The sequence below is a fragment of the Elioraea sp. genome (assembly GCF_051860475.1).
Classification (GTDB): domain Bacteria; phylum Pseudomonadota; class Alphaproteobacteria; order Acetobacterales; family Acetobacteraceae; genus Elioraea.
Map to the genome: position 1 here is coordinate 1 of NZ_JBHYDW010000015.1, position 14,656 is coordinate 14,656.

The window sequence follows — 14,656 nt, forward strand, 5'->3', positions numbered from 1 at the left end:
GGGATCGTGGTGATCGCCGAGAGCCATCTCGGCCTCACCGACAACCTCTCCTACGCCTCCGTCCCGCCCGCCCGCATCCTCGCGCAGATCGAGACGGTCGCGCGCGCGGCGCCGGCCGCGGTGCTGACCTGGTGCACCAACTACGCCGGCGCGCTGGTCGCGGCGGAGGCGGAACGGCTCCACGGCATCCCCGTGCTCGACGCGACCACCCTGCCGCTCTGGCACGCGCTCCGGCTGATCGGCCGCGACACCGCACCGGCCAGGGCCGAGTGGGGACGGCTGTTCGCGCTGGCCTGAGCGGCGCCTAGAGCGCCGGCATCGGCTCCGCCGTGGCGCGGTCCATCTCCATCTCGCCCAGGCTGGTCCAGCCGCGCGCGTATTGCGGCGGGATCGCCAGCGCGCCCGTCCGCCCGAGTGCGACCGCGGCCTTCATCGCCCAGTAGGGCTCGCGCAGGAAGCCGCGGGCGAGCAGCACCATGTCCGCCCTGCCCTCGGCGAGGATCGCCTGCGCCTGCGCGGGCTCGGTGATCATGCCGACCGCGAGCACGGGGATGTCGGCGCCGCGCCGCACCGCCTCGGCGCCCGGCACCTGGTAGCCGGGGCCAAGCGGCACGGCCTGCGCGTTCGAACTGCCGCCGGAGCTGACGTCGATCGCGTCCACGCCGAGCACCTTCAGCCGGCGCCCGAGCTCCACGCTCTCCTCGGTTGTCCAGCCGCCCTCGACCCAATCGGTGTGCGAGATCCGCACGACGAGTGGCATCGTCTCCGGGATCGCGGCACGGACCGCCCGCGCCGTCTCGCAGGCGAACCGCGTCCGCCCCTCGAAGTCCCCGCCCCAGCGGTCATTGCGCCGGTTCGAGAGCGGCGACAGGAAGGAGTGCATCAGATAGCCGTGCGCGCCGTGCAGCTCGATCAGCCGATACCCCGCCTGCACGGCCCGCTCCGCCGCCGCGACGAAGGCGGCGATGGTCGCGGCGATGTCGTCCTCGCTCATCGCGCGCGGCACCGCGAACCCGTCGAACGGCGCCGCGCTGGGCCCGAGCGTCTGCCAGCCCGGCTCGGCGGCCCCGGTCTCCCAGGGCGGGCGGCGGCTCGCCTTGCGGCCGGCATGGGCGAGCTGGATCGCCGGCACCGCACCCACCGCGGCGATCGCGCCGGCGAGCCGCGCATGCGGGCGGATATGCGCGTCGCTCCAGATGCCGAGATCGCGCGGCGTGATCCGCCCCTCGGGCGTGACGGCCGAGGCCTCGGCGATCACCAGCGACACGCCCGAGACCGCCCGCGACACCAGATGCGCGAGGTGCCAGTCGGTCGGCTTGCCGTCGTCCGAGCAGGAATACTGGCACATCGGCGAGACGCCGATGCGGTTGCGGAAGGTCACGCCGCGCAGGGCGAACGGGCTGAACAGATCGGTCATTCAGGAGGCTCCGGCTGAACGGTGAGGCGAGAACGACGGCGGCGAGGGCCGCGTTGAGGTGGCTCGGGCAATGCGGTCGGCGCCGTGCGGGCGGCAGAAGGGCTAGCGCCGGAGCTCTCCTCTGGCAATGGCGGCGCGCTCGTGCCGGCGAGCAGGGCCGCCCGCGCGGCGTTCATGATCGCGCCGCCACCGTTGTCCGGCCGCAGCACGAACAGCAGCAGCGACCGCCCGGGCACCGGATAGGCATGCCCGACGCCGAACGTCTCGGGCTCGTCAAGCGTGGGATGGCCCGTGTCGAGCAGCAGCATCCAGTGCCTGCCGGCGGCCGGCTCCGGCAGCGCGAACTCCACGACATCGTGATGCGCGTTGAGGATCAGCAGCATGGTCGCGTCGCCGGCCGGGCGATGGATGCCCGTGGCCTGGGCGCGGCCGTCGAGCACCATGCCGAGGCAGCGCGCGTTCGGATCCTCCCAGTGCTCGCGCGCCTTCTCGATCCCCGCGGGCGTCAGCCAGGTGACGTCCTTGACGCCGAGTTCCTCGTCGAACTCGCCGCTCAGGAAGCGGTTGCGCCTCAGCACGGGAAACTGTTGGCGCAGCGCGATCAGCTTGCGCGTGAACGCCGCCAGCGCCGCGCCCTCCGGCGCGATCCCCTCCCAATCCACCCAGGAGGTCGCGTTGTCCTGGCAGTACGCGTTGTTATTGCCGTGCTGCGTCCGCCCGAACTCGTCGCCGGCGAGCAGCATCGGCGTGCCCTGCGCGAGCAGCAGGGTTGCCAGCATGTTGCGCTTCTGGCGCTCGCGCAGCGCGGTGATCTCCGGATCGTCGGTCGGCCCTTCGTGGCCATGGTTCCAGGAGAAATTGTGGGCGTGCCCGTCGCGGTTCTGCTCGCCGTTCGCCTCGTTGTGCCTCTCGTCGTAGGAGACGACGTCGTGCAGCGTGAACCCGTCATGCGCGGCGACGAAGTTGACGGACGCCCAGGGCTTGCGGCCGCGCCGGTTGAACCGGTCGGCCGAGGCGGTGAGCCGCCCGGCGAGGTCCGCGACCTGCCCCTCGTCGCCCTTCCAGAACGCCCGCACGGTGTCGCGGAAGCGGTCGTTCCACTCCGCCCAGCCGGGCGGGAAGCCGCCGACCTGGTAGCCGCCCGGGCCGAGATCCCAGGGCTCGGCGATCAGCTTCACCGACGACAGCACCGGGTCCTGGCGGCAGGAATCGAGAAACCCGCCGCCCTCATCGAAGCCGTACGGCTCGCGGCCGAGGATCGTCGCGAGGTCGAACCGGAACCCGTCCACCCGCATCTCCTGCACCCAGTAGCGCAGGCTGTCGGTCACCATCTGCAGCACGCGCGGATGGGCGAGGTTGAGCGTGTTGCCGGTGCCGGTGTCGTTGATGTAGTGGCGCGGCGCATCGGGCGGCAGGCGGTAGTAGCTCGCGTTGTCGATCCCCTTGAAGGACAGCGTCGGGCCGAGCTCGTTGCCCTCGGCGGTGTGGTTGTACACGACGTCGAGGATCACCTCGATCCCGGCGTCGTGCAGGCGCGCCACCATCTCCTTGAACTCCGAGAGGCCGCCGGTGGCCGAGTAGCGGAGCTCGGGCGAGAAGAAGTTCAGCGTGTTGTAGCCCCAGTAGTTGATCAGCCCCTTCTCGAGCAGATGCTGGTCCTGCGCGAAGGCGTGCACCGGCAGCAGCTCGACCGCGGTGATGCCGAGGCCGCGCAGATACGCCAGCACCTCGGGCGTGCCGAGCCCCGCATAGGTGCCGCGCAGCCGCTCCGGCACCGCAGGGTGGCGCATCGTGTAGCCGCGCACATGCGTCTCGTAGATCACCGTGCGCTCCCACGGCACCGCGGGGCTGCGCTCGCGGCCCCAGGTGAAGGCGGGATCGACCACGCGGCAGCGCGGCACGAACGGGGCGCTGTCGCGCGCATCGAGGCTGAGATCGTCCTCGCCGACGACATAGCCGAACACCGCCGGGTCCCAGCGCAGCTCGCCGGTCAGGCCCTTGGCATAGGGATCGAGCACCAGCTTGTTCGGGTTGAACCGGTGGCCCTCGTCCGGCGCGTAGGCGCCGTGCACGCGATAGCCGTAGAGCGTGCCGGGCCGCGCGTCGGGCAGATAGCCGTGCCACACCTCGTCGGTGTATTCGGGCAGCGCGATGCGCTCGATCTCCCGCTCGCCGGTCTCGTCGAACAGGCAGAGCTCCACCCTGGTCGCGTTCGCCGAGAACAGCGCGAAGTTCACGCCGAGCCCGTCCCAGGTCGCGCCGAGCGGGTGCGGCAGGCCTTCGCGGACGCGGGCGCGACGCAGACGTTCGGGCATGATCGAGGGCCTCCTGGAGTCCGGATACGATGCGCCGGACCATAGCACCGCGGCGACGGATCGCGGCGCGACGGTTGCGCCGATGCGGCATGCTGGCGCAGAAGGGGGATGATGTCGTCACGCACCCCGCCGGCACTGCGCCGCGTCCACACCATGCCCTTCGGCGCGCAGATCGTCGAGGACGGCGCGGTCCGGTTCCGCGTCTGGGCGCCGGGCCATGCGGCGGTCGCGCTCGATCTCGACGGCGCGCCGGCGACGCTGCCGCTCGCGGCCCGCGGGGAGGGCTGGCACGAGCGTGTCACCGACGCGGCAGGGGTTGGCAGCCGCTACCGCTTCGTGCTGCCCGACGGGCTGCGCGTGCCCGATCCGGCCTCGCGCCATCAGCCGGGCGACGTGCACGGCCCGAGCGAGGTGATCGATCCGGCTTCGTATCCGTGGCGCGACGGCGCCTGGCGCGGCCGGCCCTGGCACGAGGCGGTGCTGTACGAACTCCACATCGGCACCTTCACGCCGGGCGGTACGTTCCGGTCTGCCATCGAGCGGCTCGATCACCTGGTCGCGCTCGGCGTGACCGCGCTGCAGATCATGCCGGTCGCGGATTTTCCCGGGCGGCGCAACTGGGGCTATGACGGCGTGCTGCCGTTCGCACCCGACGCCGCCTACGGCCGGCCCGAGGACTTCAAGGCGCTGATCGAGGCCGCGCACGCGCGCGGACTGATGGTGCTGCTTGACGTCGTCTACAACCATTTCGGGCCCGACGGGAACTACCTGCATGCGCTCGCGCCCTCGTTCTTCACCGATCGCCACGCCACGCCCTGGGGCGCGGCGATCAACGTCGACGGCCCCGACAGCGGTCCGGTGCGGGCGTTCTTCATCGCGAACGCGCTCTACTGGCTGAGCGAGTTCCACCTCGACGGGCTGAGGCTCGACGCGGTGCACGCGATCCTGGACGACAGCCCGGTGCACATCCTCGACGAGCTCGCGGCCGCCGTGCGCGCCGCCCTGCAGGACCGCCATATCCACCTTATACTTGAGAACGAGGAGAACCACGCGCACCGTCTCGCGCGGTCGGCGGAGGGCACGCCGCGCGCCTACACCGCGCAGTGGAACGACGATGTGCACCACGTGCTGCACGTCGCCGCGACCGGCGAGGGCGAGGGCTACTACGCCGACTATCGCGGCGACACCGCAAAGCTTGCGCGTGCGCTCGCCGAGGGGTTCGCGTTCCAGGGCGAGGTGATGCCCTATCGCGGCCATCCGCGCGGGCAGGCGAGCGCGCATCTGCCGCCCGAGGCATTCGTCGCGTTCGTCCAGAACCACGACCAGATCGGCAACCGCGCCTTCGGCGAGCGGCTGAGCACGCTCGCCGTGCCCGAGGCGGTGCGGGCCTGTGCCGCGGTGCTGCTGCTCTCGCCGCAGATCCCGATGCTGTTCATGGGCGAGGAGTGGGCCGCCACCCAGCCCTTCCTGTTCTTCTGCGATTTCGGCGCGGGGCTGGCCGACGCCGTGCGCGAGGGTCGCCGCGCCGAGTTCGCCCGCTTCCCGGCGTTCCAGGACCCTGATGCGCGCGCGCGCATTCCCGACCCGCTGGCGGAGGCGACCGTGGCGGCCTCGACGCTCCGCTGGGAGGACCTCGAAGCGGCGCCGCATGCCGAGGCGCTGGCCTGGCACCGCCGCATCCTCGCGCTGCGTCATGCGGAGCTCGTGCCGCGCCTGCCGCGCATCCGCCGCGGCGGGGCTGGGCGCGTGATCGGCGATGGCGCGGTCACCGTCGTCTGGACCATCGAGGGCGGCGGCACGCTCGGACTCGACGCCAATCTCTCGCCACGCGCGGTCGCGGGCTTCGCGCCGCCGCGCGGGCGCGTGCTCTGGCAGGAGGGCTCGGCCGACGGCGAGCCGTTCGCGCCGTGGTCGGTCCGGTGGTCGCTCGACGATGGCTGAGCGCGATCCGCCACGCGCGACCTACCGGCTGCAGTTCGGTCCCGACTGCGACTTCGCGCGTGCGGCCGAACTCGCGCCCTATCTCGCTCGGCTCGGCGTCAGCCACCTCTACGCCTCGCCCTATCTGAAGGCGCGGCCGGGCAGCATGCACGGCTACGACATCGTCGATCACCGCGCGCTCAACCCCGAGCTCGGCGACGAGGCGTCGTTCCGCGCGCTGGCGCGCGCGCTGCACGCGCACGGGCTCGGCCAGATCCTCGACTTCGTGCCGAACCACATGGGGGTGGGCGGCGCCGACAATCCCGCGTGGCTCGACGTGCTCGAATGGGGCGAGGACTCGCCCTGCGCCGGCTGGTTCGACATCGACTGGGACCCCGACCGGCGCTACCTCACCGGCAAGGTGCTGGTGCCGTTCCTCGGCGACCAGTACGGCGTGGTGCTCGAAGCGGGCGAGCTTGTGCTGCGCTTCGATGCCGAGGCGGGCACCTTCGCGGTCTGGGCCTATGGCGCGCACAGGCTGCCTGTCTGTCCGCTGCACTATGGCGGCATCCTGGGCGACGCGCACCCGGTGCTGGAGCAGCTCGGCGATGCGTTCGCCGGGCTCGCGAGCTGGCGCGCGCTCGCGCATCGGCGCGCCGGCGAGCTGAAGGCCGAGCTCGCGCGTCAGGCAGACGCGAGCACCGAGGTCCGGTCCGCGATCGAGGCGGCCGTGGCGCGGCTGAACGGCAGCGCGGGCGAGCCGGACACCTGGCGCGCGCTGCACGCGCTGATTCAGGACCAGCACTGGCGTGTGGCGCATTTCCGCGTCGCCGCCGACGACATCAACTACCGCCGCTTCTTCAACATCAACGAGCTCGCCGGGCTGCGCATGGAGCTGCCCGAGCTGTTCGACCACGCGCACGCGCTCGTGCTCGCGCTGATCGCGGACGGCACGCTGGACGGGCTGCGCATCGACCACGTGGACGGCCTGCTGGATCCGAAGGCCTATCTCGAGCGGCTGCGTGCCCGCGCGGCGCGGCCGATCTATCTCGTGATCGAGAAGATCCTCGCGCACCACGAGGCGCTGCGCGAGGACTGGCCAGTCGAGGGCACGACCGGCTACGAGTTCGCCAACCTCGTGCTCGGCCTGCTGGTCGATCCCGCCGGCGAGGCGGCGCTCACCCGCTGCTACGCCGAGTTCACCGGCATGACGCAGCCGTTCCCCGAGATCGTGCGCGACTGCAAGCTCCGCATCATGGAGCACGAGATGGCGAGCGAGCTCACCGTGCTCGCGCGCGATGCGGGACGGATCGCGCGCCAGAACCCGCGCACCGCCGACTTCACGCGCAACGTGTTCCAGCGCGCGCTCAAGGCGACCATCGCCTGCTTCCCGGTCTATCGCACCTATGTCGACGGCAGCCCGCCCGCGGAGGCCGACCGGCGCGACATCGACTGGGCGATCGCGCAGGCACGCCGGCTTGATCCCGACCTCGATGCCAGCGTGTTCGACATGCTGCACCGGATGCTGACCACCGATCTGGTCGCCGAGCCGCGCAACGGCTTCAGCCGCAATGCCGTCGTGCGCTTCGCGATGCGCGTGCAGCAGCTGAGCGGCCCGGTGATGGCCAAGGGTCTCGAGGACACGGCCTTCTACCGCTACAACCGCTTCGTCGCGCTGAACGAGGTGGGCGGCCATCCCGAGGAGTTCGGCGTCGCCCCGCACGGGTTCCACCGCGCCACGCTCCAGCGCGCGCGCCGTTGGCCGCAGTCCATGCTCGCCACCTCCACCCACGACACCAAACGCGGCGAGGACACGCGCGCCCGCCTCGCGGTGCTGTCGGAGCTCCCCGACGAATGGGCGCGCCAGGTGCAGGCCTGGAGCCGGATCCTGCGCGCACGCCGCGGCGACGTCGAAGGCACGGACCCGCCCGACCGCAACGACGAATACCTCTTCTACCAGCTGCTGGTCGGCACCTGGCCGCCGGAGCTTGCCGGCGAGGGACTGCCCAAGGCGGCCGCGCTCGCCGACTATGCCGCGCGGATCGAGGGCGCGATGCTGAAGTCGCTGCGCGAGGCGAAGCTGCGCACCACCTGGGCCGCACCCGATGCCGCCTACGAGGACGCGGTGCTGGGCTTCGTCCGGCAGGCGCTCGATCCCGAGCGCTCCGCCACCTTCCTCGGCGCGTTCCTGCCGTTCCAGGACCGCATCGCCCGGCTCGGCGTGCGCAACAGCCTCGTGCAGACGGCGCTGAAGCTCACCGCGCCCGGCGTGCCGGACCTCTACCAGGGCGCGGAGCTGTGGGACTTCAGCCTGGTCGATCCCGACAACCGCCGCCCGGTCGATTTCGCGCGGCGCGAGCGGCTGCTGGACGAGGTGACCGACGCGCTCGCCGGCGACCGCGAGGCGGCGCTGCACACGATGCTGGACCAGTGGCCGGACGGGCGCATCAAGCTCGCGCTGGTGGCGACGGCTCTGCGGTTCCGCGCGGAGCATCCCGCGCTGTTCGCCGAGGGCAGCTACGAGCCGCTCGGTGTCGAGGGCGAGGACGCCGAGTGCGTCTGCGGCTACCTGCGCCGGAACGGGTCCGCGGCGCTGCTCGTCGCCGTGCAGCGTTTCCCCGCCCGGTGCGAGGCACGCGCGGTCGGGGCGGCGCTCTCGGCCGGTCCGTCGGGCAGTGCTCTCCCGGACACGTGGCGGGACCTGCTGAGCGGACGCCGCGTGACCGCCGGGGACGGCGCGATCCCCGCCGCCGCGCTGTTCGCGACCGTGCCGGTGGCGCTGCTGGTGCCGGCGGAGATGCCGTTGCGGTCGGCCTGACGCGCGGCCGGTCAGTCGATCTCGTCGCGGCGGATGCAGGCGACGCGCCGCGCCGGTCCGTGCGGCTCCAGCGCCGGAACGACCTCGGCGCAGGCGGGACGGGCGTGGGCGCAGCGGGTGCGGAACACGCAGCCCGAGGGCGGATCGGACGGGCTCGGCGGATCGCCCGGCAGCAGGATCCGGCTCGTGCGCCGCGCCGGGTCGAGCCGCGGCGTGGCCGACAGCAGCGCGCGCGTGTAGGGATGCGCGGGTGCCTCGAACACCGCCCGCACCGGCCCCTCCTCCATGACGCGGCCGAGATACATCACGACCACGCGGTCGCAGAGATGGCGCACGACATGCAGGTCGTGGCTGATGAACAGCAGGGTCAGACCGAGCCGCAGCCGCAGGTCATCCAGCAGGGCCAGGATCTGCGCCTGGATCGAGACGTCGAGCGCGCTCACCGGCTCGTCGGCGACCAGGAAGTCGGGCTCGGCGGCGAGCGCGCGGGCGATGCCGACGCGCTGGCGCTGCCCGCCCGAGAACTCGTGCGGAAAGCGCCTGGCGTGCGCAGGCTCGAGCCCGACCTGACGCAGCAGGGCGGCCACGCGACCGTCCCGCCCGGACGGCGCGACGAGGCCGTGGATCACCAGGCCGTCGGCGATCTGCGCGCCGACGCGACGGCGCGGATCGAGGCTGCCGAACGGGTCCTGGAACACGATCTGCATCCGCCGGCGCAGCCTGCGCCACGCCGAGCGCGATGCGCCGGCGATCGGCTCTCCGTCGAAGGTGATGCTGCCCTCGCTCGGCGGAATGAGCCCGAGCAGCAGCCGGCCCAGCGTGCTCTTGCCGGAGCCGGACTCGCCGACCACGCCGACCGCCTCGCCCCGCGCGATCGCGAGATCCACTGCGCGCACGGCCTGCACCGGGCGGGCGCGGCGGAACACCCCGCGACCGGGGAAGGTCTTGGAGACCTGCTCCACCGCGACCAGTGCCGCCTCGTTCATGCCGCGACGCCCTCGCGCACCACCGCCTCGACGCGCAGGCAGCGCACCAGGCGTTCCTCGTGCCGGTCGAGTGTCGGCACGGCGGCATCACACACATCGGCCGCATGCGGACAGCGCGGGGCGAAGCGGCAGCCGGGGGGCAGCGCGTGCGGCGGCGGTACCACACCGGGAATTCCGGCGGGCTTCTCCTCGCCTTCCGGCACGGCGGCAAGCAGGGCCCGCGTGTAGGGATGCAGCGGCCGCGCGAACACCGCGCGCGTGTCACCCTGCTCGACCACCTGGCCGGCATACATCACCACCACATGGTCGGCGATCTCGGCGACCACGCCGAGATTGTGGGTGATGAAGACGAGCGCCATGCCGGTCTCGCGCCGCAGATCGGCGAGCAGGTCGAGGATCTGTGCCTGGACGGTGACGTCGAGCGCGGTGGTGGGCTCGTCGGCGATCAGAAGGCGCGGGTTGTTGGCGATCGCCATCGCGATCATCACGCGCTGGCGCATCCCGCCCGACATCTCGTGCGGGAAGGCATTGGCGCGCCGCTCCGGATCGGCGATGCCGACGCGGCGGAACAGCCCGACCGCCTCGCGCCGCGCGGCGGATCGCGGCATGGCGCGGTGCGCCAGGATCGCCTCCGCCACCTGGTCACCGGTCCGGTGCACCGGGTTGAGGCTGCTCATCGGGTCCTGGAACACCATCGCCATCGCACCGCCGCGCAGCCGGCGCAGCGCCGCCTCGTCGAGGCGCAGCAGGTCGGTCCCGTCGAGCCGCGCCATGCCCGACGCTGCGCGCGCCGCCGCCGGCAGCAGCCCCATCACCGAGGCCGCGGTGAGCGACTTGCCCGAGCCGGACTCGCCGACGATCGCCACCGTCTCGCCGGCACGGACCGAGAAGGAGACGTCGTCCACCGGACGGATCATGCCTGCGGGCGTGTCGATCTCGACCGTCAGCCGGTCCACCTGGAGCACGGCGTCCGCACGCGCGGGCGGCAGCAGGCCCGGCAGCACGCGGTCGATCGCGCGCAGACGCACGGCGGAGGCGGTGCGCGGATCGACCCAGTCGCGCAACGCGTCGCACAGCAGGTTCATCGCCAGGATGGTGACGGTCAGCACCGCGCAGGGCCACAGCAGCAGCAGCGGGGATTGCGCCATGGTCGCGCGCGCGCCGCGGATCATCAGCCCCCAGGAGGGCTCGGGCGGCACCACGCCGAGGCCGAGGAAGGAGAGCCCGCTCTCCAGCACCACCGCGGCCGCGACCGCGAGCGAGAGCTGCACCAGGATCGGCCCGGCGACGTTCGGCAGCACGGTGACGACCAGGATGCGCAGCGGCCCCGCGCCGAGCGCGCGCACCGCCTCGACATAGTCGTGGCCGCGCGCCGACAGTACCTCGGCATAGGTCACGCGCACGAAGCCCGGCAGGAACAGGATCGAGAGCACCAGGATCAGCGTCCCGCTGCCGGGGCCGAGCAGCGTGACGACCAGGAGGGCGAGCAGGATCGGCGGAAAGCACAGCACGATGTCCATGCTGCGCAGCGCGAGCAGCTCGCCCAGGCCCCGGAACCAGCCGCCCAGCAGGCCGAGCAGCGTGCCGAGCGCACAGGCGATCGCGGCCGAGGCGAAGGCGACCGTGAGCGAGGCGCGCGCGCCCCAGATCAGCCGCGAGAGGACGTCGCGGCCGAACTCGTCGCGCCCCAGCGGACTGCCCGGAGCGGGGCCGGAAAGCCGCTGTGCGACATCCTGCTCGACCGGGTCGGCGAGGCCCAGGACCGGCGCGGCGAGCGCGATCAGCACGATCGCCGCGACCAAGGCGCCCGGGATCGCGAGCCGCCTCACGCGTGGCGGATCCGCGGATCGAGGGCGGCGTAGACGAGGTCCATCACCAGGTTCAGGGTGACGAACAGCACCGAGATCGTGAGCACGATGCCCACCACCATCGGATAGTCGCGCGCCTCGACCGCGCGGAGCAGCGGCGTGGACATGCCGGGCCAGTTGAACACGTACTCCACCAGCACCGTGCCGCCGAGCAGCGTGCCCATGTGCAGCGCGAGCACGGTCAGCACCGGGATGATCGCGTTGCGCACGACGTGATGGACGAGGACGCGCGACGGCGAGAGGCCCTTGGCACGCGCGGTGCGCACGAAGTCGCGCGAGAGCGAGTCCAGCACCGCCGCGCGGGTCATGCGGAACACCACGGCGACCAGGCCCTTGGCGACCGCGAGGGCCGGCATTGTCAGCAGCGTGAGGTGCTGCCAGGGGTCCTGCGCGAGCGGCACATAGCCGCCGGCGGGCATCCAGCGCAGCCACTGCGCGAACACCAGCACCAGCAGCGTGCCGACGACGAAGATCGGCACGGCGAGCAGCAGCGCGGCAGTGGCGCTGGTCGCGCGGTCGAACGCCGTGCCCCGCCGCAGGGCCGCCTGGGTGCCGACCGGGATGCCGATCAGCACCGCCAGCACGGCGCCCGCCGCGATCAGCTCCAGCGTGCGCGGCAGGCGCAGCAGCACCTCGTCGATCACCGGGTAGTCGTCGATCATCGAGGCGCCGAGATCGCCGCGCCCGAGGCCGGCGAGGAAGTCGCCGTACTGCACCAGCAACGGCCGGTCGAGGCCGAGCCGCTCGCGCAGCTCGGCCACGGCTGCCGGATCCGGCGCCATCCCGCCGGAGCTCAACAGCAGTTCGGCGGGATCGCCCGGGACAAGGTGGATCACCGTGAAGATGACGGTCGCGACGATCCAGATCAGCACGAGGCTGACCAGGATGCGTCGGACCGTCCAGAGCAGCATCGCGGCGTCAGCCGATCGTGGTCTCTTCGAGCGTGATCCCGGAGAAGAAGTTCAGCGCGCCGGCGAGCGCCTTGAACCCCTGCACTTCGGGCACCATGGCGTAGCCCTGGCTGCGCCAGGCGAGGCCGACGATCGGCGCCTCCTCGAGTGCGATCTTCTGCATCTCGGTGTAGATCGCACGGCGCTTCGCCTCGTCGAATTCGGCGCGCCCCGCCGCCAGGAGCTCCTCCATCTTCGGCACGCGCAGGCCAGGGCTTCGGATATACGAGGCGGGCAGCGACCCGTCGATCAGGTTGGTCATCCCGTCGGGATCATTGTTCTCGGTGGTCGTACCCATCACGGAGATGTCGAACTGGCCGCGATTGCCGAGCGTCACGCGCGTTGCCCAGTCGGGCAGGCGCAGCTCCGCCTGGATGCCGACCGCGGCGAGATGCTGCTGCACCACCTCGGCGGTGTCCTTGTGCATGCCGTACTGCGCGGTCGAGAGGATGCTGGTGGAGAACCCGTTGGGCACGCCGGCCTCGGCGAGCAGGGCGCGCGCGCGATCCGGGTCGTAGCGCCAGCCGGTCGCGAGCTCGGCATCGTAGAGCGGGCTGCCGGGCGGGATCGGCAGCCCTTCGAGCGGCGAGCCGCGGCCGAAGAACGCTGCCTTGACGATGTCCTCGCGCCGGATCGCATGCGCGATCGCGCGGCGCACGCGCGCGTCGCCGAGATGCGGACGCGTGGCATTGAAGGTCAGGTACATGAACGGCCCGTCGGCCGCGTCGAGGCGGAGCTTCGGATCGGCCTCGATCGAGGCCATCGACTGCCAGGGGACATACTCGATCAGGTCCACGTCGCCCGCCTGCAGGGCCGCGACGCGCAGGTTCTCGTCGGCATAGGCGATCATGCGGATGCCGCGCAGCTTCGGCAGCCCCGGCTTGTAGTAGCGGTCGAACGGCTCGAGATCGAGCGAGACGCCGCGCTCCTGGCCCTTGAGCACGAACGGCCCGGCGCCGATCGGCAGCGTGCCCGCGCCGGTGGGCGAGCGCGGCGAGACCATCATCATGTGATAGTTCGCGAACCAGAGCGGCAGCGTCACCATCGGCTCCCGGGTGACGAGGCGCACGGTGCGCGCATCGGGGGTCTCGATCCGCTCGAGCCGCTGCGCCTGGCCGCGGTAGAACGCGGTCGAGCGCTCGGCGGCGATCTGCTCCAGGTTCCAGCGGATGTCCTCGGACGTGACGCGCTCGCCGTTCTGGAACACCGCGTTCTCGCGCAGGCGGAACGTCCAGGTCGTCGGGCTGTCGTTGCTCCAGCTCTCGGCCAGCTCGCCGCGCAGGGAGCCGTCGGGCGCGAACGAGACGAGCCCCCGATAGATCAGCAGCTTCACGGTCGCCGCCGCGGTGCCGGTGTTCACCCAGGGCTGGATGTTCGGCGGGAAGGAGGACAGGCCGAAGCGCAGCACGCCGGGCTGGCGCTGCGCGCGCGCGGGCAGGGCGCCGAGGAACGGCAGGGCGGCGCCGGCGGCAAGGAGTGAACGTCGGGTCGGTGTCATCATCGTCTCCCTTGGTTGTTGTGCGATGCTCGATCCAGCGGGCCCGTCAGGTCAACGGCGATAGACGGACGTGGCCTCCGCCTCGCCGATGCGGCCTTCGCCGATGTCGCGCGCGACTGCCTCGGGCCTCCGCCCGGATGGCGGTCCGTAGCCGCCCGCACCGGGCGTGATGATCTCCACCCACTGGCCGGCGCGCAACGTCCCATTGCCGAGGTGGAAGGCCTCCACACCCGGGCCGAACACGAAGCGGCCCTTGCCGCCGGGCAGCCCGCCTTGCAGGCCCCAGGGGGCCGAGCGGAACCGCGCGCCGTCGAGCCGCAGCCGGCAGTCGGCCTCGGCGCGATAGACCCGGCGCAGCCCCATGCCGCCGCGATGCGTGCCCGGCCCGCCCGAGCCCTCGACCAGCTCGTAGCGCACCAACGTCAGCGGATACTCGGTCTCCAGCGCCTCGACCGGCAGGTTCGAGGTGTTGGTCGTGTGCACATGCACGCCGTCGAGCCCGTCCTTGCCCGCGCGCGCGCCGAACCCGCCGCCGATCGTCTCGAGATAGACCCAGGGCTCGCCGGTGCCGGGCTGGCGGCCGACGAAGCTCGCGACGAAGCAGGCGCCGTTGTGTGCCGCCGTGACGCGCTCGGGCACGGCCTGGGCGAGCGCGCCGTGGATCAGGTCGACCACGCGCTGGCAGGTGGAGAGGCGCGCATTCACCGCCGCCGGATGGACGCAGTTCACCACGCTGCCCTCGCGGCCGGTGACGGTCAGCGGACGGGCGAGCCCGGCATTGGGCAGGATGGTGGGATCGACCACCGTCTTGACCGCGTAATAGACGGTCGCGAGCAGGGCGGTGTAGGTCATGTTGATGCCGGCGCGCACCTGATCCGGCCCGT

At 72.3% G+C, this 14,656-nt stretch carries 10 protein-coding genes; 3 read left to right on the forward strand and 7 right to left on the reverse strand.

Annotated elements, in window-relative coordinates; all coding sequences use genetic code 11:
* Positions 1-297, forward strand: a 297-nt coding sequence (locus ACTIFU_RS04790; protein WP_439577150.1) for a hypothetical protein, incomplete at its 5' end; no start/stop codon positions are given.
* 7 nt (positions 298-304) lie between these two features.
* Here the strand turns inward: ACTIFU_RS04790 and ACTIFU_RS04795 are convergent.
* Both ACTIFU_RS04795 and glgX read right to left on the reverse strand, forming a co-directional pair.
* On the reverse strand, positions 305-1,417 hold the full coding sequence (locus tag ACTIFU_RS04795; RefSeq protein WP_439577151.1) for an NADH:flavin oxidoreductase/NADH oxidase: 1,113 nt from the start codon (positions 1,415-1,417) through the stop codon (positions 305-307).
* On the reverse strand, positions 1,414-3,732 hold the full coding sequence (glgX, locus tag ACTIFU_RS04800; RefSeq protein ID WP_439577152.1) for a glycogen debranching protein GlgX: 2,319 nt from the start codon (positions 3,730-3,732) through the stop codon (positions 1,414-1,416). The genes ACTIFU_RS04795 and glgX overlap by 4 nt, the downstream gene beginning before the upstream one ends.
* A gap of 111 nt (positions 3,733-3,843) precedes the next feature.
* Here glgX and treZ point away from each other — a divergent pair, with 111 nt between their 5' ends.
* Both treZ and treY read left to right on the forward strand, forming a co-directional pair.
* On the forward strand, positions 3,844-5,673 hold the full coding sequence (gene treZ, locus ACTIFU_RS04805) for a malto-oligosyltrehalose trehalohydrolase (protein WP_439577153.1): 1,830 nt from the start codon (positions 3,844-3,846) through the stop codon (positions 5,671-5,673).
* Positions 5,666-8,470, forward strand: coding sequence for a malto-oligosyltrehalose synthase (treY, locus tag ACTIFU_RS04810; protein WP_439577154.1), 2,805 nt, complete (start codon positions 5,666-5,668; stop codon positions 8,468-8,470). The genes treZ and treY overlap by 8 nt, the downstream gene beginning before the upstream one ends.
* An 11-nt stretch (positions 8,471-8,481) precedes the next feature.
* Here treY and ACTIFU_RS04815 read toward each other — a convergent pair whose 3' ends face one another.
* The 5 genes from ACTIFU_RS04815 to ACTIFU_RS04835 form a co-directional block, all read right to left on the reverse strand.
* Positions 8,482-9,456 carry an ABC transporter ATP-binding protein gene (locus ACTIFU_RS04815; protein WP_439577155.1) on the reverse strand — a complete coding sequence of 325 codons (975 nt, stop codon included), beginning with the start codon at positions 9,454-9,456 and terminating at the stop codon, positions 8,482-8,484.
* Positions 9,453-11,285: a dipeptide/oligopeptide/nickel ABC transporter permease/ATP-binding protein gene (locus ACTIFU_RS04820; RefSeq protein ID WP_439577156.1), complete on the reverse strand. Its 1,833-nt coding sequence runs from the start codon at positions 11,283-11,285 to the stop codon at positions 9,453-9,455. Before ACTIFU_RS04820 ends, ACTIFU_RS04815 begins: the two co-directional genes overlap by 4 nt.
* A complete protein-coding gene (locus ACTIFU_RS04825) occupies positions 11,282-12,235 on the reverse strand; it encodes an ABC transporter permease (protein ID WP_439577157.1) in 954 nt (317 codons plus the stop codon). Before ACTIFU_RS04825 ends, ACTIFU_RS04820 begins: the two co-directional genes overlap by 4 nt.
* Positions 12,236-12,242: 7 nt before the next feature.
* Positions 12,243-13,772, reverse strand: coding sequence for an ABC transporter substrate-binding protein (locus ACTIFU_RS04830; RefSeq protein WP_439577158.1), 1,530 nt, complete (start codon positions 13,770-13,772; stop codon positions 12,243-12,245).
* 51 nt (positions 13,773-13,823) lie between these two features.
* Positions 13,824-14,656: hydantoinase B/oxoprolinase family protein (locus ACTIFU_RS04835; RefSeq protein WP_439577159.1), on the reverse strand; the 833-nt coding region annotated here is incomplete at its 5' end.